We start from the raw sequence: 20199 nt of genomic DNA, 5'->3' as shown, positions 1-20199 counted from the left end.
TGCGATGGTGTCCAACTCAGCCCCTCACGCGCCCGACAGGGATCGGGCCGCCTCGCGCGCCAGGGCGCGGGCCTCTCGATCCGCCTCGCATAGGTTATCGAGGGAGATCGCGGCATTTCCAAGCCCGGAGTTGGCTGACATTCGCGCGAGAACTTGGCGAACCACCTCGGCCATCGCCGGAAAGCGGATCTGCCGGTCGATGAAGGCGTCGAGCGCGGCCTCTTTCGCGGCGTTGAACACCGCACCCGCCAGCCCGCGGATTTCCATCACCTCGCGCGCCAGATCCAGCGCCGGATAGCGCGCCGGATCGGGGGCCGCGAAGCTGAGCCGGCCGATCGCGGCCAGGTCGAGGCGGCTGACCGGCAGCGCCGCGCGCTCTGGCCAGTTCAGCGCGTAGCCGATGGCGTGGCGCATGTCGGGCGCGCCCAGATGCGCCATCAGCGCCCCGTCGCGGAAGCCCACCAGCGCGTGCACGAGGCTTTCGGGATGCACCAGCACCTCGATCTGCGAGGGCGTGAAGCCGAAATATTCCCGCGTCTCGATCACCTCGAGCGCCTTGTTGAACATCGAGGCCGAGTCGATGGTGATCCGCTGCCCCATTGCCCAGTTCGGATGGCTGGACGCCTGTTCCACCGTCGCCGTGGCGAGCTTTTCCAGGGGCCAGTCGCGGAACGCCCCGCCCGAGGCGGTGATGATGACCCGCTCGACCGCGGCGGTGTCCTCGCCCGCCAGCGCCTGGAAGACGGCGGAATGCTCGCTGTCCACCGGCAGGATGCGGGCGCCATGCGTCGCGGCGGTCGACATCAGCAGCGGCCCGGCGGCGACGAGGCTTTCCTTGTTGGCCAGCGCCAGTGTGCTGCCGTGGCGCAACGCGGCCAGACCCGGCGCGAAGCCCGCGAAACCGACGATGCCCGACATGATCCAGTCGGCGGGGCGGTCCGCGGCCTCGATCAGCGCGGCCTCGCCGGCGGCGGTTTCGATCCCGGTGCCGGCCAGCGCGTCACGCAGGGCGGGCAGGCAGGCGGGATCGGCGGTGACCGCGATCCGGGCGCGAAGCGCGATGGCGATCTCGGCCAACCGCGCGACGTTGCGGGCGCCGGTGACGGCGACGGTGTCATAGGCGGCGGGGCCGCCGGCGCGCAGGATCAGGTCGACGGTGCTTTCGCCGATCGAGCCGGTGGCCCCGAAGATCGAGATGCGGCGCCGGTCGGCACCCGCCAGCGGCAGCGGGATCGGGTCGGCCATGTCAGGTCCTCACCTCGGGCACCACGACGACGAGGGCAACCAGCAGCATGACGATCGCGGCGCCCAGAAGCCCGTCGAAGCGGTCCAAGAGCCCGCCGTGACCGGGGATCAGGTTCGAGCTGTCCTTGACCCCTGCCCGGCGCTTGATCGCGCTTTCGGCGATGTCGCCAAGCTGGCTCGCGAAGGCGATCGCGGCCGAGATCCAGGGCAGGTCCGGCCCGGCGGTGGTGAAGGAGTTGAAGATCGCGCCGACGATCGCTGCGGCGGCCCAGCCGGTCAGCACGCCGGCCCAGGTCTTCTTCGGGCTGACGCGGGGCCAGAACTTCGGCCCGCCCAGCAGGCGCCCGCCGAAATAGCCGCCGATGTCGGACGCCACCACGACCAGCACCAGCCAGACCAGCCAGAGCATGCCGTGATCGGCGCGGAAGGTCACAAGGCCATAGGCCGCCTGCAGGATCAGGATCGAATAGACAATGAAGATCAGCCGGTCGCGCATCGGCAGCGTGACCGAGACGACGGCCGGCAGCGCGATCAGCACGCCGCCCCAGCCCCAGCCGAAATTGCCCACGCCGCCGCCCAGCGCGGGCCAGGTCTCGCGCGCGCCGACCGCGACCAGCAGCGCGAGCCCCGCCAGCAGGCCAAGCGCCCGGCTACCGTTCGCGCCCTCGTGCTTCAGCATGTGGGCCAGTTCCCAGACCATCAGCCCGCCGGCGATGATCGCGAGGCCCGCGAACCACCAGCCGCCCAGCCAGATCAGGAAGATGCCGCCCCCCGCCATCGCGAGGCCCGATCCAAGCCGGGGTCCGAGATCGGCCCAGCGTCCAGTCGTTTTCGTGGTGTCGCCCATCTGTATCCTCCCGGCGGTGCCGGGTCTCAGCCGGTCAGCACGGCCCCGAAGCGGCGCTCGCGCAGGCCGAAGCGGCCAAGGATCTCGGCCAGGTGCTCGGCCGAGAAGTCGGGCCAGAGCGTCGGCGTGAATTCGTATTCGGCATAGGCCGCCTGCCAGGGCAGGAAGTTCGAGGTGCGCGTCTCGCCCGAGGTGCGGATCACCAGATCCGGGTCCGGCTGGCCCGCGGTGTCGAGCCGCGCCTCGAGCGCGGCCTGGTCGATCTCGTCGACGGCGATCCGTCCTGCAAGCACATCCGCCGCCAGCACCTTCGCGGCGCGCGCCAGCTCGTCCCGGCCGCCGTAGTTGATGGCGACGTTGAACACCAGCCGGGTGTTCCCGGCGGTGCGCAGCTCGATCGCAGTCATCAGCTCTTGCAGTTTCGGGTCGAGCCGCGAGCGGTCGCCGATGAAGCGCAGCTGCACGCCCGAGGCCGACAGCTCGTCCGCCTCGCGGCGGATGTAGCGCGCGAAGATCGACATCAGGCCGATCACCTCTTCGGTCGAACGCTTCCAGTTCTCGGTCGAGAAGGCATAGACGGTGATCCAGCCGATCCCCAGCCCCGGGCAGGCGCGCACGATCTCGCGCACGCGCTCGGCGCCCTTGCGGTGGCCGACCAGCCGCGGCCAGCCGCGCTTGGTCGCCCAGCGGCCGTTGCCATCCATGATGAAGGCCACATGCAGGCCGGTGGCGCCGGACGCCGTTTCGGTGGTCGCATCATTGGCGGCCATCTGTGCCGAACCTCGCTTGCCCATCACGCCCTGTTGATCCTGACCGGAGGACCGGCCCCTTGCAAGCCCAAGCACCTGCTCAGACTTGCATGATTTCCGCCTGTTTCGCCTCGAGCGCCTTGTCGACGGCGGCGATCATCTTGTCGGTCAGCGTCTGCACCTCGTCCGACCAGAACTTCTGGTCGTCCTCGGACATGCCGTCGCCCTTGGCCTTCTTGATCTGGTCCATGCCGTCGCGGCGCACGTTGCGAACCGCGACGCGGGCATGTTCGGCATATTGCGCGGCGACGCGGGTCAGCTCGCGCCGGCGTTCCTCGTTCAGTTCCGGGATCGGCAGCATGATGATGGTGCCGTTGGTCTGCGGGTTGATGCCAAGGCCGCTTTCGCGGATCGCCTTCTCGACCTTGCCGACCATCGCCTTGTCCCAGATGTTCAGCGTGACCATCCGCGGCTCGGGCACGTTGACGGTGCCCAGCTGGTTGACCGGCGTCATCTGGCCATAGGCCTCGACCATGATCGGCTCGACCATCCCGGCCGAGGCGCGGCCGGTGCGCAGCGAGGCGAATTCGGTGCGCAGTGCCCCCATCGCGCCTTCCATGCGGCGCTCAAGGTCATCCAGGTCGATCTCGATATCGTCAGCCATCGGCAAGCCCGTCGTCTTTCTGTCTTAGGTTCCGCGCCGCCTGCGCCCCTGCGGAAGCGGCAGCGCCCGAATTTCCCGCGCGATCTATACCCCGGCGGCGCGCCGAAAGATAGGCTCGCGAACCGCCGCGACCAGTCCGGGACCGGGCGCGGACGGAGAGGTCACTTCACGATGGTATAGGTGCCCTGCCCGGCAAGGATGCCGCGGAAGCCGCCGGGCTCGTCCAGCGAGAAGACGATGATCGGCAGCGTGTTGTCCCGCGCCAGCGCGATGGCCGAGGCGTCCATGACCCCCAGCCGCTTCGCCAGCGCCTCGTCGTAGCTGACGGTGTCGTAGCGCTTGGCATCGTCGAACTTCTTGGGGTCCTTGTCATAGACCCCGTCAACCTTGGTGCCCTTGAAGATCGCCTGGCAGGCCATCTCGTTGGCGCGCAGCGTCGCCGCGGTGTCGGTGGTGAAATAGGGGTTGCCGGTGCCGGCGGCGAAGATGCAGACGCGCTTCTTTTCCAGATGGCGCACGGCGCGGCGGCGGATGTAGGGCTCGCAGACCTGGTCCATCGGGATCGCCGAGATCACGCGGGTGTGGATCTCGAGCTGTTCCAGCGCAGCCTGCATCGCCAGCGCGTTCATCACCGTGGCCAGCATCCCCATGTAGTCGGCGGTGGTGCGTTCCATCCCCTGCGCCGAGCCCTGGAGCCCGCGGAAGATGTTGCCGCCGCCGATCACCATGCAGATCTCGACGCCAAGGTCGTGGACCGATTTCACCTCTTGCGCGATGCGCGCGACGGTCGGCGGATGCAGGCCGTAGCCCTGCGTGCCCATCAGCGCCTCGCCCGAGATCTTCAGAAGAACGCGCTTGTATTTCACTGCCGGCAGAGCGGTCTGCGCGTCCCCGTCCATCATCGAAAGCCCTCGCTTGCCGTCATTCCAATCGGGCGGCAACATGCAAGAAATCGCCGGGGGGTTCAACCGCCGAGCGCGCATCTCTGGGCATCTTGCCGCCGGTCGCGCGCCGCGCTACCAGCCCCCTTCCCTCACTGAAGGCCGCGGCCCCGTGACGCTGTTCGACGACATTCCCCCCGACCTGCCCGTGGTCATCGCCGGCCCCACCGCCAGCGGCAAATCCGCGCTGGCGCTCGCGCTGGCCGAGCGTCAGGGCGGCGTCGTGGTCAATGCCGACGCCCTGCAGATCTGGGACTGCTGGCAGGTACTGTCCGCCCGCCCCCCGGCCGAGGACGAGGCGCGGGCGCCGCATCTTCTGTATGGCTGCCTGCCGCCGGGGGCGCCGGCCTCGGTCGGGCACTGGCTGCGGATGGTGGCGCCGATTCTGCGCGCCTGGCTTCTGGGCGCCGGGCCGCGGCCGATCATCGTCGGCGGCACCGGGCTCTATCTGTCGGCGCTGGTCGAGGGGCTGGCCGAGATCCCGCCGGTGCCGCCCGAGATCCGGGCCGAGGCGGACGCGCTGATCGCCGCGCCCGATGGCCTTGCGCGGATGCTGGCCGCGCTGGATGCCGCGACCCGCGGCCGCATCGACGCCCTGAACCCCGCCCGCGTGCAGCGCGCCTGGGAGGTCGCCCGCGCGACAGGGCGCGGCCTTGCCGCCTGGCAGGCCGAGACCGGGCCGCCGCTGCTGGACCCGGCCCGCGCGACGTTCTTGCAGATCGTGTCGGACCGCGACTGGCTGGCCGCACGCATCGACCGGCGCTTCGTGCAGATGGTCGAGGGCGGCGCGGTGGACGAGGTGCGCGCGGTGCTGCCGCACTGGGACGCGGCCGCGCCCTGGGCGAAGGCGATCGGCGCGCCCGAGCTGGTGGCGCATCTGCGCGGAGAGATCGACCTGACGCAGGCCGTCACGCTGGGACAGGCCGCGACGCGGCAATATGCGAAACGCCAGCGCAGCTGGTTCCGGGCGCGGATGCGCGGCTGGCGGGCGCTTTCGGCCGCGGATTTGGCCCGGACCCTCGCGTGACGGATCGGCCACGGTCGCCGGCACCGTCCGAATCATCCGTCTTTCGTCTTGGTCTTTCCCCGGCCCTCGCCTAGATTCGGCCCCGAGCCACGGCGGAACCCCTGCCGGCGGGCTTCGAAACATCGAACGTTTTCGGGGAGTTCGCGTGAAGATCTTTTCCGGCCCGGCCCTGTCGAAATTCAGCGCCCCCGAGGCGCCCGCGAAGCTCGATATCCGGATGACCGCGATCCCGCGGCTGGCCCAGGGCGGACGCTGGCGGGTCGAGGCGATGCGGTCCTATTCCGAACCCTTGCTGCTGTGGTTCACCCGCGGCCAGGGGCGCATCACCGTCGCCGGCGTTACCCGCGGCTATGGCGCGCATAACGCGGTCTTCATCCCCGCCGGCGTGATGCATGGCTTCGAGATCGGCCACCAAGTCCACGGCACCGCGATCTTCTTCGGCCGCGAACCGGCGGTCGAACTGCCGAAATCGCCCCAGCACCTGCGGATCCGCGACGCGGTTCCCCAGGGCGAGCTCAGTTCGATCCTCGACGCGATCCAGCGCGAGATGGACAGCAAGCGCGCCGGGCACGAACGCGCGGCGCTCAATCACCTCGGGCTTCTGTCGGTCTGGCTGGAACGCCAGATCGCCGAGCAGCCGCTGGAACCGCAGCAGACCAAGCGCCCCGATGCCGCCCGCCGGCTGGCGAACCGCTATGCGGCGATGCTAGAACGCGACTTCCGCTCGGACCGGGGCGTGGCCGACTATGCCGCGGCGCTGGGGGTCACCCCCACGCATCTGACGCGGGTCTGCAACCGCACCTGCGGGCGCACCGCCCATGCCCTGCTCGCCGACCGCAAGATGCACGAGGCGCGCCGGCTGCTGTCGGAAACGCGCCTTCCGGTGCGCGAGGTCTCGGCCGGGCTTGGCTTCACCTCGGCCGCCTATTTCACCCGCGCCTTCCAGAACATGACCGGCAGCACCCCTTCGGCCTTCCGCCGCGGCAGCTGAAATCCCCTGCCGCCGGGGAAACTTTCCGCGGCGGTGGTCTCCCATGTCGTTTTCGTGTCACGAATGGCCGATACCGGGCGTTGACGCCTTTGCACAAACAGTCTGCAATGCAGGCGTGAGGCGGCAGCGGCCCGCGAAGCCAAGCTTCGGGGCGCACAGCACAAAACCGACAGACCACCCACAGGGAGACGACAATGAACCACATCATTCGCCGGACCACCCGTATCCACCCGGCGGCGACGCTCTATGCGCAGGAGCATCGCGAGGGCAAGTTGAGCCGGCGCGAGTTCCTGACCCGCTCGACCGCGCTCGGGGTCAGCGCCGCGGCGGCCTACGGTCTGATCGGGCTGCCGATGCCCGCCCGCGCGCAGGAGACTCCCGTGAAGGGCGGCGTGCTGCGCATGGACATGGAGACCAAGGCGCTGAAGGACCCGCGGACCTACGACTGGTCGCAGCTGGCGAACTTCTCGCGCGGCTGGCTGGAAAACCTCGTCGACTACATGCCCGACGGCACCTTCCGCCCGATGCTGCTGGAAAGCTGGGAGGTCAACGACGACGCGACCGAATACATGCTGAAGGTCCGCCAGGGGGTGAAATGGTCGAACGGCGACGACTTCACCGCCGAGGACGTGGCCTTCAACATCGCCCGCTTCGTCGATGGCACGGTCGAGGGCAACTCGCTGGCCGGCCGCTTCTCGGCGCTCGCCGACCCCGAGACCAAGAAGGCCAAGGAAGGCGCGATCACCGTCGTCGATCCCTCGACGGTCAAGCTGACGCTCGCCTCGCCCGACATCGCGGTGATCGCGAACTTCGCGGACTACCCGTCGCAATGCGTCCACCAGTCCTATGACGGCGGCGACCCCTCGGCGAACCCGATCGGCACCGGCGCCTACAAGCCGACCGCGAACGAGGTCGGCGTCAAGCAGACGCTGGCGCTGAACACCGACAGCCCCTGGTGGGGCACCGCGGTCTATGGCGGCCCGTTCCTGGACGAGATCCAGTACATCGACTACGGCACCGACCCCTCGTCGCTGGTCGCCGCGGCCGAGGCCGAAGAGATCGACATGACCTACCAGACGGTCTCGGATTTCGTCGAGATCTTCGACGGGCTCGGCTGGACCAAGTCCGAGGCGGTGACCGCGGCCACGATCGCGGTGCGCTTCAACCAGGCCAACAAGCCCTATGACGTGAAGGAAGTCCGCAAGGCCCTGCAGCTGGCGGTCGACAACAGCGTGGTGCTGGAGCTGGGCTATGCCGGGCTCGGCAAGCCGGCCGAGAACCACCACGTCTGCCCGATCCACCCCGAATACGCCGAACTGCCGCCGCTCGAGGTCGATCCGGCCAAGGCCAAGCAGATGATCGCGGATGCGGGTCACGCCGACACCGAGTTCGAGCTGATCTCGATCGACGACGCCTGGCAGGCCGCGACCTGCGACGCGGTCGCCGCCCAGATCCGCGACGCCGGCATCAAGATCAAGCGCACGATCCTGCCGGGCTCGACCTTCTGGAACGACTGGACCAAGTATCCGTTCTCGGCCACCGAGTGGAACATGCGTCCGCTGGGCGTGCAGGTGCTGCAGTCGGCCTACAAGTCGGGCGTGGCCTGGAACGAGGCCGCCTTCTCGAACGCCGAGTTCGACGCGGAACTGGAAAAGGCGATGGCCATCGCCGATGCCGACAAGCGCCGCGAGGTGATGAAGCGCCTCGAGGAGATCATGCAGGAAGAGGGCGTGCTCATTCAGCCCTACTGGCGCTCGCTCTACCGCCACATGAGCGAGAAGGTCCACGGGGCCGAACAGCACCCGACCTTCGTGCACCTGCACACCCAGTGGTGGATCGAGGCCTGATCCGCAAACCCCGCCTTGCAGACACGACCGGGGGCGCCAGCCGCGCCCCCGGCCCGCCCGCCGCGATGTCAGCCGCCTTTGGTCCGGCTGCCGCCGTCCTGCCGATGCAAGCCCACCCTCGCGTGCCCGCCCGCCCCGTCGCGCCGCCCTGTCGCGCCGGCCTTCCCGGTATCCACGCCGCCATCCCGCCCGCCATGCCCCTGCGCATGCGACGGGCCCCGGAGCCGCCTATCCGCGGTGCCGGTGAAGACAAGGGACAGCCGATGCTGATGTTCCTCCTGCGCAAGCTGGGCCTGATCCTGCTTACCGCGCTCGCGCTGACCTTCGTGGTCTTCTGGCTGACCAACCTGCCTCCGAACCTTGAAAAGCTGGCGAAGTCCGAGGCCTCGGCCCGGATGTCGGATGCCGAGGTCGACAGCTGGCTGGACCGCAACGGCTATGGCGGGCCGCTGGTGCAGCGCTATGGCGAATGGCTGGGCGTGGTGCCCGGCTGGACGCGCACCGATGCCGACGGCACCGTCACCGGGCGCTGCATCGCCCGCGGCGCGGATGCGGCCGAGGCCGGGCGCTATTGCGGCATCCTGCAGGGCGAATGGGGCACCTCGACCGTCTTCAAGCAGCCGGTGGGCGAGATCATCGCCACCCGGCTGGGCGCCACCGGCATCCTGATGTTCTGGGTGATGGTGGTCATGGTGCCCTCGGCGCTGCTGATCGGCGTGCTGGCCGGGATGCGCGAGGGCTCGCGCACCGACCGGTCGCTGTCCGTGGTCTCGATCGCCTCGACCGCGACGCCCGAATATGTCTCGGGCGTGGTGCTGATCGTGATCTTCTCGTCCTCGCTGGTCGGGCTGAAATGGTTCAACGGCTCTGCCGCCAGCGCCATGGACGGCATCACCTTCGAGAATTTCACCCTGCCCGTCGTCACCATCGCGCTCTACGGCATGGGCTACATCGCGCGGATGACGCGCGCCTCGATGGCCGAGGTGATGACCCAGCAATACATCCGCACCGCGCGGCTGAAGGGCGCGAGCTTTCCGCGCATCGTCATCCGCCACGCGCTGCGCAACGCGCTGATCGCGCCGTTCACGGTGATCATGCTGCAGTTCCCATGGCTGCTGAACGGCGTGGTGATCGTCGAGACGCTCTTCAACTACAAGGGCTTCGGCTGGTCGCTGGTCCAGGCCGCCTCGAACAACGACATCGAGCTACTCTTGGGCTCCTCGGTGGTCGCGGTCTTCGTCGTTCTGGTCACCCAGGCGATCTCGGACGTGGGCTACGTCCTTCTCAACCCCCGCATCCGCGTGTCGTGAAAGGACGCCCATGGACGATCTCAGCTGGCTCCAGATCCTGACCGCCCTCGCCGGACGCTTCGCGCCCGTCTGGATCGCGCTCGTGCTCACGCTTGCGGTTTCGGTCTGGTTCCGCCGCCGCCTCGGACTCTACGGCCGGCTCTTCGACAGTCCGATCGGGCTTGTCGGGCTGGTGATGCTGCTGTTCTGGGTCTTCACCGCGATCTTCGCCGACCGGGTGATCCTGTTCGACCCGCTGAGCCAGATCGCGCAGATGAAGAACAAGATGCCGGGCACCGCGATCCCCACCGGCATCGGCCATTACCTGCTGGGCGGCGACAACCTCGGGCGCGACGTGTTCAGCCGGATGGTGATGGGCGCGCGGCGGGTGCTGATCATCGCCCCCGCCGCCACCGCCTTCGCCTTCATGGTCGGCATCACGCTGGGCCTGCCCGCGGGCTATCGCGGCGGGCGGCTGGACACCGTGCTGTCCTTCATCGCCAACCTCGTGCTGGCCTTCCCGGTGATCCTGCTGTTCTACCTGCTGGTCACGCCTGAGATCCGCACCACCGGCCTGCCGATCTACCTTGCGGGCGTGCTGTTCCTGTTCCCGATCGTGTTCCTTGTCCTGCTGTGGAACTCGCGGTTCTTCATGCACCGCACCCGGCGCGCGGCCTATATCGGCGTCACGCTGGTGATCGGGCTCTGGGCCTGGTCGGGGCTGGCCTTGAACGCCGATCCGCTTGGCGTCTGGTCGATGGACCCGAACCTGCTGAACGTCTTCGTCTCGGTCGTCTTCGTGAACGCGCCGACCGTGTTCCGCATCACCCGCGGCCTCGCGCTGGACCTTGCCACCCGCGACTATGTCGCCGCCGCCCAGACCCGCGGCGAGGGCCCGTGGTACATCATGCTGTGGGAGATCCTGCCCAATGCCCGCGGGCCGCTGATCGTCGATTTCTGCCTGCGCATCGGCTACACCACGATCCTACTGGGCACGCTCGGCTTCTTCGGTCTTGGCGTCGCCCCGGAAAGCCCCGACTGGGGCTCGACCATCAACGCCGGGCGCAAGCTGCTGACCATCGCGCCGCATCCGGCGCTGGTGCCCGCCATCGCGCTGATGAGCCTCGTCCTCGCCCTGAACCTGCTGGCCGACGGCCTGCGCGAAGAAAGCCTGAGGGACTGACATGAGCGACCTCCTCCAGACCCAATCGCAGACCCGATCCCAGGAAACCGTCACCCCGATCCTGGAAATCGAGAACCTCTCGATCAGCTTCTTCACCCGCTCGCGCGAGATCCCGGCGGTGATGGATTTCTCCTGCACCGTCATGCCCGGCGAGGCGATGGGGCTGGTGGGCGAATCCGGCTGCGGCAAGTCGACCGTGGCGCTGGCCGTGATGCGCGATCTTGGCAAGAACGGCCGCATCGTCGGCGGGCGGATCCGCTTCAAGGGCCGCGACATCACCGAGATGTCCGAACGCGAGCTGCGCGAACTGCGCGGTTCCGAAATCGCCATGATCTACCAGGAGCCGATGGCCTCGCTGAACCCGGCGATGAAGATCGGCGCGCAGCTGGCGGAGGTGCCGGCCCTTCACGGCGGCCTGTCGAAGGCGGATGCCCTGGCCCGCGCGCGCGAGATGGTCGCGGCGGTGAAACTGCCCGACCCAGACCGCATTCTCGACGCCTATCCCCACCAGCTGTCGGGCGGCCAGCAGCAGCGCATCGTGATCGCGATGGCGCTGATGGCGCGGCCGGCGCTCTTGATCCTGGACGAACCCACGACCGCGCTCGACGTCACCGTCGAGGCCGGCATCGTCGACCTGGTGCGCGAACTGGCGGAAACCCAGGGCACCTCGATGCTGTTCATCAGCCACAATCTCGGGCTGGTGATGGAGACCTGCAACCGTCTTTGCGTGATGTATTCCGGCGAGGCAGTGGAAACCGGCAATGTGCGGCGCGTCTTCGCCGGCATGCGCCATCCCTACACGCAGGCGCTGTTCCGCTCGATCCCGCTGCCCGGCGCCGACAAGACCGCCCGGCCGCTGATCGCGATCCCGGGCAACTTCCCGCTGCCGCACGAACGCCCGCCGGGCTGCAACTTCGGCCCGCGCTGCCAGTATTTCCAGTCCGGCCGCTGCGACGCCGCCGAGATCCCGATGCACGAGGTGCCCGGCCACGACCGCCACGGCACCCGCTGCCTGCGCTTCGAGGAGATCGACTGGGCCGCGCCGCCCCCGGCGAAGGAAACCCCGCCCTCGCCGCCGCCGGGCGAGGTGGTGATCCGGGCCGAGAACCTGAAGAAATACTATGAATCCCGTGGCGGCGGCTTCGGCTATGGCCAGCGCCGGATCGTGAAGGCGAACGAGCAGATCGACTTCACCGCCCGCGAGGGCGAGACGCTGGCGATCGTCGGCGAATCGGGCTGCGGCAAGTCCACGCTGGCCAAGGTGCTGATGGGGCTCGAGACCGCCTCGGAAGGCTCGGTGATCCTCGACAACGCGGCGATCGAGCGCGCACCGGTCGAAGCGCGCGGCCCCGGCCTCGTGTCGAAGCTGCAGATGGTGTTCCAGAACCCCTTCGACACGCTGAACCCCTCGATGACCGTCGGCGCGCAGATCATCCGCGCGCTCGAGATCTTCGGCGTCGGCACCAGCGACGCCGACCGCCGCGAACGCATGCTGCGGCTTCTGGATCTGGTGAAACTCCCCCGCGCCTTCGCCGAGCGCAAACCCCGCCAGCTATCCGGCGGCCAGAAGCAGCGCGTGGGCATCGCCCGCGCCTTCGCCGGCAATGCGCGGGTGGTGGTGGCGGACGAGCCCGTCTCGGCGCTCGACGTCTCGGTGCAGGCGGCGGTGACCGATCTCCTGATGGAGATCCAGCGCGAGAACCGCACCACGCTTCTCTTCATCAGCCACGACCTCAGCGTGGTGCGCTATCTCTCGGACCGGGTGCTGGTGATGTATCTGGGCCATGTGGTCGAGATCGGCACCACCGACCAGGTGTTCCAGCCGCCCTACCACCCCTATACCGAGGCGCTGCTCTCGGCCGTCCCGATCGCCGACCCGAAGGTGGAGAAGACCCGGATCGTGCTGGAAGGCGACATTCCCTCGGCGGTGAACCCGCCGCCCGGCTGCCCGTTCCAGACCCGCTGCCGCTGGAAGGCGCAGGTCCCCGGCGGCCTGTGCGAAACCGAGGTGCCGCCGCTGCGCGAGCTGGCCGCGGGCCACCGCATCAAATGCCACCTGCCAGAGTCGCAGCTGGCGACCATGCAGCCGGTGATCCGCATCGCCGTCGAGTGAGCTTTCGCATTGGCTGAAATATCCCGGGGGTCCGGGGGCAGCGCCCCCGGCCTTCGGTCCCGGCACACAGCAAGGATCAGCCCGCGACGACCTCGATGCTCACGCCGCGCTTCTTCAGCTCGGCATAGAGCGCGGGCAACACCCGCCGCTGCTCGACCGCGCTTTTCAGCGCCTCGTCCAGCCCGCGCTTCGGTGTCTGGCCCTGCACGCGCCACACCATCCGCCGCCTGACGCCGTCGTCATAGACGATCTCGGTGCCGGCCCGGCCTGTCCTGAGCGCAAGAAAATCGAAGCCCCCTGAGGAGCTGTGGAACGTCGCCATTGTCATGTCACTGCCTGTGGTCTGCTGCTCGGGCGCATCGTTTGCCGATGCTTGTGCCCTAACAGATGACGCAGCGCCGCCCACCGGTCAATCTGGGCCCGCTCACCAAAGCGTGAGCCGTCCCGGCCGTGCCCGGACGGACACGCGCCGCTGCCGCAGCACATCCGCCGCACCTCGCTCCGATGCGACGCTCAGTCCGCCGCGGCGACCATCGCCTCCATCCGGCGCAGCACATCCTCGTCCGGCACCTGCGATAGCAGCGGCGCGAGCCTGCGGATCAGCCCGATGTCGCGATCCCACCATCGCAGTGCTCGTATCCGCGCCGCCACCTCGGCGTCGAAGCGCGGCCGCACCAGCCGTGCCGGGTTGCCGCCCCAGATCTCGTAGGCGCCGACGTCCTTCACGACTGTCGCATTGGCCGCGATCACCGCGCCGTCGCCGATCCGCAGACCGGACAAGATGGTCACGTTCTGCCCGATCCAGACGTCATTGCCGATGATCACGTCGCCGCGGCTCTGCGGGTGGCCGACAATCTCTTCGCCGCCCAGCTGGTCGCGGAAGATGTGCCCGAACGGAAAGGTGGTCGCCCAGTCCGTCCGGTGGTTTCCCCCGAGCAGGACCGTGAGCCCGACCGCAATCGAGCAGAAGCTGCCGAACTCGAGCGCTGCACCCTCACGCCACTGGCGGATCTGCATGTGCTCGGTCCCATAGGTGAAACGCCCGATCCTGACCGGCGACCTGCCGGCGATAAATGTGCGCGGCTGGGTGGGATCGACTGCGGCAGAGGTCGCGACGGTCTTCGGCACGGCAGATGCGGCGGCGACCGACGGTGCCGCGGTGGCCGCGGCTGAAGACGGCGCGGAAGTCGGCTCGGTCGGGGATGCCGGCGGCCGGGCCGGTTGCGCTGGGCGGGAAAGGAAAAGAGCCCGCAGTCGCCTGCGGGCTCTCTTCGATATTCTGGACAGATGTCCCAATCAGCGCTTCGAGAACTGGAAGCTCCGGCGGGCCTTGGCCTTGCCGTACTTCTTACGCTCGACGACGCGGCTGTCGCGGGTCAGGAAGCCGGCGGCTTTCAGGACCGAGCGCAGCGCGGGATCGTAAAGCTGCAGCGCTTTCGAGACGCCGTGCTTCACGGCACCGGCCTGGCCCGACAGGCCACCGCCGGCGACGGTCGCGTAGACGTCGAACTGGCCTTCGGTGTTGGTCAGCTGGAACGGCTGGCGCAGGATCATCTGCAGCACCGGGCGGGCGAAGTAGACGTTCAGCTCGCGGCCGTTGACGGTGACCTTGCCCGAACCCGGCTTGATCCAGACGCGGGCGACCGCGTCCTTCCGCTTGCCGGTGGCATAGGCGCGGCCCAGCGCGTCGCGCTGGGGTTCACGGGCGGGGGCGGCCTCGGCGGCGACGGTGCCCGACACGACCGATTTCAGGTCGTCGAGGGTTTTCAGATCATCGGCCATGTTCAGGCGCTCCGCGTGTTCTTCGGATTGAGCGTTTTGACATCCAGCACGACGGGCTGCTGGGCCTCGTGCGGATGGGCGGCGCCCGCGTAGACGCGCAGGTTCGACATCTGGGCGCGGCCCAGGCGGTTGCGCGAGATCATGCGCTCAACGGCCTTGATCACGACGCGCTCCGGATGCGCACCCTCGAGGATCTGGCGCGCGGTGCGCTGCTTGATCCCGCCCGGGTGGCCGGTGTGCCAGTAGTAGACCTTGTCGGCGCGCTTGTTGCCCGTCATCTGCACCTTGTCGGCGTTGATGATGATGACGTTGTCGCCCATGTCCATGTGCGGCGTGAAGGTGGCCTTGTGCTTGCCACGAAGACGCATGGCGACGATCGAGGCAAGACGGCCCAGAACCACGCCTTCGGCGTCGATCAGGATCCACTTCTTGTCGATGTCCGCCGGGGTAGCGGTAAAGGTTTTCATCGGTCGGCCCTTTGGCTTGTCTTTATCTGGGGCGATGCGAAGCGCTGCTCCGGCAACCCCGAATTCGGATGCGGGCTTATCCCGCAAGCCGCGACGCCGGTCAAGAGGCAGATATTCCGATAAAACACGTCAAATCAATGCCTTGCAAAATAGGTATTTATATACCCCATTCATCCGGCCGCTTTCGGCGGGATCGCATAGGTCATCGAGGCCCGCGCCACCGGACCCTCGGCCCCTTCCGAGAACACCAGCACGTCGCCCACCGCCAGCGTGCGCCCCAGCTTCAGGATGCGGATCTCGGCCAGCAGGTCCGCCCCGGCCGCGGGCTTGCGCATGAAATCGACGCTGGCATTCGTCGTCACCGCCAGCGCCACCGGCCCGATCCGCGCGAGGATCGCAAGGTAGATCCCCACGTCGGCCAGCGCGAAGATCGTCGGGCCGGACACCGTGCCGCCCGGGCGCAGGTGCTTCTCGGCCACCCGCAGGCGCAGGCGCACGCCCTCGGGACCCGCGGCCTCGATCGCGAAATCCGCCGCCACCTGCGGGAACTCGCGCGCCAGGAACACCTCGAGCGACGTCGCGTCCATCGCGAGCCCCGGCCTGCTGTCCATGTTGTCCTCCCTCGTCACCGGCGTAAGCTTCCCTGCGGGCCCCGCTCGGGGTCAACCGGAGGAGGACCCCATGGACGTGACGGAATCCGCGCCCGCGCTCTTGCGCGAGGAGATGGGCGGCGTGCTGCGCCTGACCATGAACGCGCCCGGCAGCCTGAACGCGCTGTCCGACCGGATGCTGGCGGCGCTGGCGGCCGAATTCGCGCGGCTCGAAGGGGACAGGTCGACCAAGGTGGTGATCCTGCGCGGCGCCGGCCGGGCGTTCTGCGCGGGCCATGACCTGAAGGAGATGCAGGCCGGCCGCGCCGCCCCCGACCGCGGTGCGGCCTATTTCGCCGATCTCTTCGCGCGCTGTTCGCAGGTGATGCAGGCGATCCCGGCCCTGCCCCAGCCGGTCATCGCCGAGGTCCATGGCATCGCCACCGCCGCCGGCTGCCAACTGGTCGCCAGCTGCGACATGGCGGTGGCGGCGACCGGCACCCGCTTCGGGGTCAACGGGGTGAACATCGGGCTGTTCTGTTCGACCCCGATGGTGGCGCTGTCGCGCAACATCCCCCGCAAGCAGGCCTTCGAGATGCTGACCACCGGCAGCTTCATCGAGGCGGACCGGGCGGTGGAACTTGGGCTGATCAATCGTGCGGTGGCGCCTGAGCGACTGGAAGAGGAAACGCACGCGCTGGCACGTCAGGTGGCGGGCAAGCTTTCGGGCGCGGTGCGGATCGGCAAGCGCGCCTTCTATGAACAGGTGCAGATGGATCTGGCCGGCGCCTATGCCCGTGCCGGCGCGGTGATGGTCGAGAACATGCTGTGGCGCGATACCGAGGAAGGGATCGCGGCGTTTCTCGAGAAGCGCGCGCCCGACTGGCAGGCCTGAGCGGGGGCTCTGCCCCCGTCCCGTTCCGGGACTCCCCCGGGATATTTGGACCAGTGCGAAAGCAGGAAGTGCCCGCTTCCGTTTCCGGGGGCGCGGGAGTATCTGGCGGGCATGGAAAAGCTTCACATCATCGGCGGCGGCATGGCCGGGTCCGAGGCCGCCTGGCAGGCGGCGCGGATGGGCGTGCCGGTCGTGATCCACGAGATGCGCCCCAAGGTCGGCACCTTCGCGCATCGCACCGGCAACCTGGCCGAGATGGTCTGTTCGAACTCGTTCCGCTCGGACGATCACGAGCAGAACGCCGTCGGCCTGCTGCATTGGGAAATGCGCGCCGCGGGCGGGTTGATCATGGAGATGGCCGCGCGCCACCGCCTGCCGGCGGGCGGCGCCCTGGCCGTGGATCGCGATCCTTTTTCAGAAAGCGTTACCAGTGCGTTGCGTGAACACCCTCTGATTTCGGTAGAGGATGGAGAGATCATCGAACTGCCGCGCGACGGGCAGTGGATCATCGCCACCGGCCCGCTCACCTCGGGCGCGCTGGCCGAGGCGATCCGGGCAGAGACCGGCGCCGACAGCCTTGCCTTCTTCGATGCCATCGCCCCGATCGTCTATGCCGAAAGCGTCGACATGTCGGTGGCCTGGATGCAATCGCGCTACGACAAGGGCGAGACCGAGGAAGAGCGCACCGCCTATATGAACTGCCCGATGACCAAGGCCGAGTACGAGGCCTTCATCGACGCGCTGCTGGCCGCGGACAAGACCGAGTTCCACGAGGGCGAGACCGCCGGTTATTTCGACGGCTGCCTGCCGATCGAGGTCATGGCCGAGCGCGGGCGCGAGACGCTGCGCTTCGGGCCGATGAAGCCGATCGGGCTGACCAATGCCCATGATCCCGGCGTGAAACCTTATGCGGTGGTTCAGCTTCGCAGGGACAACGCATTGGGAACGCTCTACAATATCGTCGGCTTCCAGACGAAGATGAAGTATGGCGCGCAGACCGAGGTCCTGCGGATGATCCCGGCCCTGCGCGAGGCGCGCTTCGCCCGGCTGGGCGGCATCCACCGCAACACCTTCCTGAACTCGCCGACCCTGCTCGACGACCGGCTGCGGCTGCGCTCGCGTCCCTTCTTGCGCTTCGCGGGTCAGGTCACCGGGGTCGAGGGCTATGTCGAGAGCGCGGCGATGGGCCTGATCGCCGGGCGCATGGCCGCGGCCGCGATCCTCGGGCGCGACCTGCCTCCGCCGCCGCCAGACACCGCGACGGGCGCGCTCGTCACCCATATCACCGGTGGCGCCGAAGCGAAGACCTTCCAGCCGATGAACGTGAACTTCGGCCTCTTCCCCCCGGTCGAGGCGAAGGGCGGCCGCCGCGGCCGCAAGGACCGCTATCGCGCCTACACCGACCGCGCGAAGGCCTCGTTCACCGCCTGGCTCGAGGCGCAGGGGTGAAGCGCACGCGCTTCGCCCCGTCCCCGACCGGCCCGCTGCACCTGGGCCATGCCTATGCCGCGCTGATCGCCGCCGAGCGCGCGGATCCCGGCGAATTCCTTCTGCGGATCGAGGATCTCGACCGCGAGCGATCGCGCCCGCACTGGGAAGCGCAGATTTTCGACGACCTGCACTGGCTGGGCCTGCGGTGGCCCGAGCCGGTTCTGCGCCAGTCGAGCCGGCAGGAGGCCTATGACGCGGCCCTCGATCGACTGATAGCGCTGGGCCTGTGTTATCCCTGCAGCTGCACTCGTGCCGACATCCGCGCTGCGACATCGGCTCCCCAGGAAGGCGTTCCTGCGCAGGGGCCGGACGGGACGATCTATCCCGGAACCTGCCGACAGCGGTCGATGGCCACGGCCAAGGCGACAGATGCAATCCGACTTGATATGTCCAAGTCATTCAAGGCTTTGAGTGGAAATGCAAATGCGTTTTGTGAGTATGGGCCGGCACATTCAGGCGTTCACATTCTGACTGAAGATCGCCTCGCAACATCAATTGGAGACGTTGTTTTATCGAGGAAATCCGGCGGCGCCGCCTATCATCTGGCAGTGGTGGTGGATGACGCCGCGCAAGGGATCACCGAGGTAACGCGTGGCGAAGACCTTTTCGAGGCCACGTTCATCCATGTCGTTCTTCAGAATCTACTGAATCTTGATACGCCAAGCTATTTTCACCATGAACTAATTCGAGACGAAGCCGGCAAGCGACTGGCAAAGCGCGACGATGCGCGCGCCTTGGCGCTCTACCGGGCCGAAGGCGCGGCCCCGCAAGAGATCCGGCGCCTGATCGGCCTTCAGGCCTGAACCTGCAGGATCTCGACTTCCGCTCCTTCGCGCAGGGCGGTGTAGAAGCACGAGCGGCGGTTGGTGTGACAGGCCGGCCCGGTCTGGTCGACCAGCAGCAGCAGGCAGTCGCGATCGCAATCGACCCGCAGTTCGACCAGACGCTGCACATGGCCCGAAGTCGCGCCCTTTGCCCAGAGCTCGCCTCGCGATCGCGACCAATAGGTTACGACTCCACTCTCAAGTGTTTTCTCAAGAGATTGCGCGTTCATCCAGGCCATCATCAGCACCTCGCCGCTCAGATGGTCCTGTGCGATCGCCGGGATCAGGCCCTGGGCGTCATAGCGCAGGGTCGCGGGATCGAAGCTGGACGTGGGGCTCATCGGGGCACCTTTGCATTGCCGGAACGCGGTGCCTATCTATAGCGCATGCGAAGCGGGGACCAGCCCCGCAGCCAGCCCCAGCCGGGCGTCACGACGGGAGTGCGCGGTGAGCGAAGACCTGATGAAGCTCTATTCGGAACGCATCCTCGCGCTTGCCTCCGACATCCCGCATCTTGGAAGCCTGCCCGCGCCGGAGGGCCGCGCGCGGCGCCGCAGCCCGCTTTGCGGCTCGACCGTGACCACCGAAGTCACGCTGCGCGACGGTCGCATCGCCGAACTTGCGCAGGACGTGAAGGCCTGCGCGCTTGGCCAGGCTTCGGCCGCGATCGCCGGGGCGGCGCTGCCGGGGCGCAATCGCGCCGAGATCGAGGCGGCGCGCGACGCGCTTGCGGCGATGCTCAAGTCCAACGGGCCGGTTCCGGCCGCCCCCTTCGAAGGCTACGAGGCCCTGCTACCGGCGCGGGACTACCGCAACCGCCATGCCTCGATCCTTCTCGCGCTCGAGGCCGCGGTTGATGCCGTGGCCGCGGCCGAAGAGGCCCGCGCGCGCGACGCAGGCTGATCGTTAGGAAAAGGCCGCCGCGCATCCGAAGATGGCGGCGGCGAGTGGCGCGGGTTCCGGGCTCCGGGTTGGCCGGGGTGCGGACCCGGCTGGGACAGGCTGGCAACGGTGGGTTGGGGACCACCGCGCCCCCCGGCGGAAGCGGCGCGTGAGCGGCCGGCGCCGGCCCCGTCAGAGGTCGGCACGGGCAAGGGTCGGAACGCCGGTCAGATCCAGCCGAACCCCGGAAGATGCAGGAACAGCAAGAGGCTGCCCATCAGCGCGAGCCCCCCGGCAAGGTCGCGCAGGAACGTGCCTTCGCTGCGGCGGATCAGGGCGAACAGGTCGTCGATCATCGTGGCCTCCGGGCTG

At 68.4% G+C, this 20199-nt stretch carries 22 protein-coding genes; 10 read left to right on the top strand and 12 right to left on the bottom strand.

What is annotated here, in order from left to right; genetic code table 11:
* Nucleotides 1–24: 24 nt before the first annotated feature.
* The 5 genes from dxr to pyrH form a co-directional block, all read right to left on the bottom strand.
* Entirely contained in the window at nucleotides 25–1245 is a 1221-nt protein-coding gene (gene dxr, locus V8J36_RS08790; RefSeq protein WP_336466920.1) for a 1-deoxy-D-xylulose-5-phosphate reductoisomerase, read from the bottom strand.
* 1 nt (nucleotide 1246) lies between these two features.
* Nucleotides 1247–2092 (bottom strand): phosphatidate cytidylyltransferase, encoded by an 846-nt coding sequence (locus V8J36_RS08785; protein WP_336466919.1) that lies wholly within the window; start codon nucleotides 2090–2092, stop codon nucleotides 1247–1249.
* Nucleotides 2093–2118: 26 nt separating this feature from the next.
* On the bottom strand, nucleotides 2119–2862 hold the full coding sequence (gene uppS / locus V8J36_RS08780) for a polyprenyl diphosphate synthase (RefSeq protein WP_336466918.1): 744 nt from the start codon (nucleotides 2860–2862) through the stop codon (nucleotides 2119–2121).
* A 79-nt stretch (nucleotides 2863–2941) separates the two neighbouring features.
* Nucleotides 2942–3505, bottom strand: coding sequence for a ribosome recycling factor (gene frr / locus V8J36_RS08775; protein ID WP_336466917.1), 564 nt, complete (start codon nucleotides 3503–3505; stop codon nucleotides 2942–2944).
* 161 nt (nucleotides 3506–3666) lie between these two features.
* Nucleotides 3667–4404 carry a UMP kinase gene (gene pyrH, locus V8J36_RS08770; RefSeq protein WP_336467544.1) on the bottom strand — a complete coding sequence of 246 codons (738 nt, stop codon included), beginning with the start codon at nucleotides 4402–4404 and terminating at the stop codon, nucleotides 3667–3669.
* Between the two features lie 154 nt (nucleotides 4405–4558).
* On the opposite strand from pyrH, the gene miaA reads away from it, so the two are divergent.
* The 6 genes from miaA (at nucleotide 4559) to V8J36_RS08740 (ending at nucleotide 12896) form a co-directional block, all read left to right on the top strand.
* Nucleotides 4559–5473 (top strand): tRNA (adenosine(37)-N6)-dimethylallyltransferase MiaA, encoded by a 915-nt coding sequence (miaA, locus tag V8J36_RS08765; protein WP_336466916.1) that lies wholly within the window; start codon nucleotides 4559–4561, stop codon nucleotides 5471–5473.
* A gap of 145 nt (nucleotides 5474–5618) precedes the next feature.
* Nucleotides 5619–6464, top strand: coding sequence for a helix-turn-helix domain-containing protein (locus V8J36_RS08760; protein WP_336466915.1), 846 nt, complete (start codon nucleotides 5619–5621; stop codon nucleotides 6462–6464).
* Between the two features lie 194 nt (nucleotides 6465–6658).
* On the top strand, nucleotides 6659–8311 hold the full coding sequence (locus V8J36_RS08755) for an ABC transporter substrate-binding protein (RefSeq protein WP_336466914.1): 1653 nt from the start codon (nucleotides 6659–6661) through the stop codon (nucleotides 8309–8311).
* 263 nt (nucleotides 8312–8574) lie between these two features.
* Entirely contained in the window at nucleotides 8575–9621 is a 1047-nt protein-coding gene (locus V8J36_RS08750; RefSeq protein ID WP_336466913.1) for an ABC transporter permease, read from the top strand.
* A gap of 10 nt (nucleotides 9622–9631) precedes the next feature.
* The gene (locus V8J36_RS08745; RefSeq protein WP_336466912.1) at nucleotides 9632–10783 is read left to right on the top strand and encodes an ABC transporter permease; all 1152 of its coding nucleotides are present in this window, start codon (nucleotides 9632–9634) and stop codon (nucleotides 10781–10783) included.
* Nucleotide 10784: 1 nt separating this feature from the next.
* Nucleotides 10785–12896: an ABC transporter ATP-binding protein gene (locus V8J36_RS08740; protein ID WP_336466911.1), complete on the top strand. Its 2112-nt coding sequence runs from the start codon at nucleotides 10785–10787 to the stop codon at nucleotides 12894–12896.
* 76 nt (nucleotides 12897–12972) lie between these two features.
* Here the strand turns inward: V8J36_RS08740 and V8J36_RS08735 are convergent, their stop codons facing one another.
* The 5 genes from V8J36_RS08735 to V8J36_RS08715 all read right to left on the bottom strand — a co-directional run bounded on the left by V8J36_RS08735 (nucleotide 12973) and on the right by V8J36_RS08715 (nucleotide 15756).
* Complete coding sequence (locus V8J36_RS08735; protein WP_336466910.1) at nucleotides 12973–13218, bottom strand: hypothetical protein; 246 nt, start codon at nucleotides 13216–13218, stop codon at nucleotides 12973–12975.
* A gap of 191 nt (nucleotides 13219–13409) precedes the next feature.
* Nucleotides 13410–14024, bottom strand: a complete 615-nt coding sequence (locus V8J36_RS08730; protein ID WP_336466909.1) for a CatB-related O-acetyltransferase — start codon at nucleotides 14022–14024, stop codon at nucleotides 13410–13412.
* Between the two features lie 168 nt (nucleotides 14025–14192).
* Complete coding sequence (rpsI, locus tag V8J36_RS08725) at nucleotides 14193–14678, bottom strand: 30S ribosomal protein S9 (protein WP_336466908.1); 486 nt, start codon at nucleotides 14676–14678, stop codon at nucleotides 14193–14195.
* Nucleotides 14679–14680: 2 nt separating this feature from the next.
* Nucleotides 14681–15145 carry a 50S ribosomal protein L13 gene (gene rplM, locus V8J36_RS08720; protein WP_336466907.1) on the bottom strand — a complete coding sequence of 155 codons (465 nt, stop codon included), beginning with the start codon at nucleotides 15143–15145 and terminating at the stop codon, nucleotides 14681–14683.
* A gap of 170 nt (nucleotides 15146–15315) precedes the next feature.
* On the bottom strand, nucleotides 15316–15756 hold the full coding sequence (locus V8J36_RS08715) for a PaaI family thioesterase (protein ID WP_336466906.1): 441 nt from the start codon (nucleotides 15754–15756) through the stop codon (nucleotides 15316–15318).
* A gap of 70 nt (nucleotides 15757–15826) precedes the next feature.
* On the opposite strand from V8J36_RS08715, the gene V8J36_RS08710 reads away from it, so the two are divergent.
* From V8J36_RS08710 to gluQRS, 3 genes are all read left to right on the top strand, one after another.
* Nucleotides 15827–16630, top strand: coding sequence for an enoyl-CoA hydratase (locus tag V8J36_RS08710; RefSeq protein WP_336466905.1), 804 nt, complete (start codon nucleotides 15827–15829; stop codon nucleotides 16628–16630).
* A gap of 111 nt (nucleotides 16631–16741) precedes the next feature.
* Nucleotides 16742–18079, top strand: a complete 1338-nt coding sequence (gene trmFO, locus V8J36_RS08705) for a methylenetetrahydrofolate--tRNA-(uracil(54)-C(5))-methyltransferase (FADH(2)-oxidizing) TrmFO (protein WP_336466904.1) — start codon at nucleotides 16742–16744, stop codon at nucleotides 18077–18079.
* Nucleotides 18076–18924 (top strand): tRNA glutamyl-Q(34) synthetase GluQRS, encoded by an 849-nt coding sequence (gene gluQRS, locus V8J36_RS08700; RefSeq protein ID WP_336466903.1) that lies wholly within the window; start codon nucleotides 18076–18078, stop codon nucleotides 18922–18924. The genes trmFO and gluQRS overlap by 4 nt, the downstream gene beginning before the upstream one ends.
* Here the strand turns inward: gluQRS and hisI are convergent.
* A complete protein-coding gene (hisI, locus tag V8J36_RS08695; protein ID WP_336466902.1) occupies nucleotides 18915–19286 on the bottom strand; it encodes a phosphoribosyl-AMP cyclohydrolase in 372 nt (123 codons plus the stop codon). The two genes, gluQRS and hisI, sit on opposite strands and share 10 nt — an antisense overlap.
* Before the next feature lie 121 nt (nucleotides 19287–19407).
* Between hisI and V8J36_RS08690 the strand changes: the two genes are divergently transcribed.
* Nucleotides 19408–19848, top strand: a complete 441-nt coding sequence (locus V8J36_RS08690) for an iron-sulfur cluster assembly scaffold protein (protein WP_336467543.1) — start codon at nucleotides 19408–19410, stop codon at nucleotides 19846–19848.
* Between the two features lie 206 nt (nucleotides 19849–20054).
* Here V8J36_RS08690 and V8J36_RS08685 read toward each other — a convergent pair whose 3' ends face one another.
* Nucleotides 20055–20183 (bottom strand): hypothetical protein, encoded by a 129-nt coding sequence (locus V8J36_RS08685; protein ID WP_336466901.1) that lies wholly within the window; start codon nucleotides 20181–20183, stop codon nucleotides 20055–20057.
* Nucleotides 20184–20199: the final 16 nt, after the last annotated feature.

It is taken from the genome of Frigidibacter sp. MR17.14, assembly GCF_037095735.1.
In the GTDB taxonomy this organism is placed as follows: Bacteria; Pseudomonadota; Alphaproteobacteria; order Rhodobacterales; family Rhodobacteraceae; genus Frigidibacter.
This window is presented reverse-complemented; position numbering and strand designations above follow the sequence as displayed.

Excerpts from the sequence above, each read along its gene's own strand:
- dxr (WP_336466920.1), bottom strand. The coding sequence starts at position 1,245 with ATGGCCGACCCGATCCCGCTGCCGCTGGCGGGTGCCGACCGGCGCCGC.
- V8J36_RS08785 (WP_336466919.1), bottom strand. The coding sequence starts at position 2,092 with ATGGGCGACACCACGAAAACGACTGGACGCTGGGCCGATCTCGGACCC.
- uppS (WP_336466918.1), bottom strand. The coding sequence starts at position 2,862 with ATGGCCGCCAATGATGCGACCACCGAAACGGCGTCCGGCGCCACCGGC.
- frr (WP_336466917.1), bottom strand. The coding sequence starts at position 3,505 with ATGGCTGACGATATCGAGATCGACCTGGATGACCTTGAGCGCCGCATG.
- pyrH (WP_336467544.1), bottom strand. The coding sequence starts at position 4,404 with ATGGACGGGGACGCGCAGACCGCTCTGCCGGCAGTGAAATACAAGCGC.
- V8J36_RS08755 (WP_336466914.1), top strand. The coding sequence starts at position 6,659 with ATGAACCACATCATTCGCCGGACCACCCGTATCCACCCGGCGGCGACG.
- V8J36_RS08750 (WP_336466913.1), top strand. The coding sequence starts at position 8,575 with ATGCTGATGTTCCTCCTGCGCAAGCTGGGCCTGATCCTGCTTACCGCG.
- V8J36_RS08745 (WP_336466912.1), top strand. The coding sequence starts at position 9,632 with ATGGACGATCTCAGCTGGCTCCAGATCCTGACCGCCCTCGCCGGACGC.
- V8J36_RS08740 (WP_336466911.1), top strand. The coding sequence starts at position 10,785 with ATGAGCGACCTCCTCCAGACCCAATCGCAGACCCGATCCCAGGAAACC.
- V8J36_RS08735 (WP_336466910.1), bottom strand. The coding sequence starts at position 13,218 with ATGGCGACGTTCCACAGCTCCTCAGGGGGCTTCGATTTTCTTGCGCTC.
- rpsI (WP_336466908.1), bottom strand. The coding sequence starts at position 14,678 with ATGGCCGATGATCTGAAAACCCTCGACGACCTGAAATCGGTCGTGTCG.
- rplM (WP_336466907.1), bottom strand. The coding sequence starts at position 15,145 with ATGAAAACCTTTACCGCTACCCCGGCGGACATCGACAAGAAGTGGATC.
- V8J36_RS08715 (WP_336466906.1), bottom strand. The coding sequence starts at position 15,756 with ATGGACAGCAGGCCGGGGCTCGCGATGGACGCGACGTCGCTCGAGGTG.
- V8J36_RS08710 (WP_336466905.1), top strand. The coding sequence starts at position 15,827 with ATGGACGTGACGGAATCCGCGCCCGCGCTCTTGCGCGAGGAGATGGGC.
- trmFO (WP_336466904.1), top strand. The coding sequence starts at position 16,742 with ATGGAAAAGCTTCACATCATCGGCGGCGGCATGGCCGGGTCCGAGGCC.
- hisI (WP_336466902.1), bottom strand. The coding sequence starts at position 19,286 with ATGAGCCCCACGTCCAGCTTCGATCCCGCGACCCTGCGCTATGACGCC.
- V8J36_RS08690 (WP_336467543.1), top strand. The coding sequence starts at position 19,408 with ATGAAGCTCTATTCGGAACGCATCCTCGCGCTTGCCTCCGACATCCCG.
- V8J36_RS08685 (WP_336466901.1), bottom strand. The coding sequence starts at position 20,183 with ATGATCGACGACCTGTTCGCCCTGATCCGCCGCAGCGAAGGCACGTTC.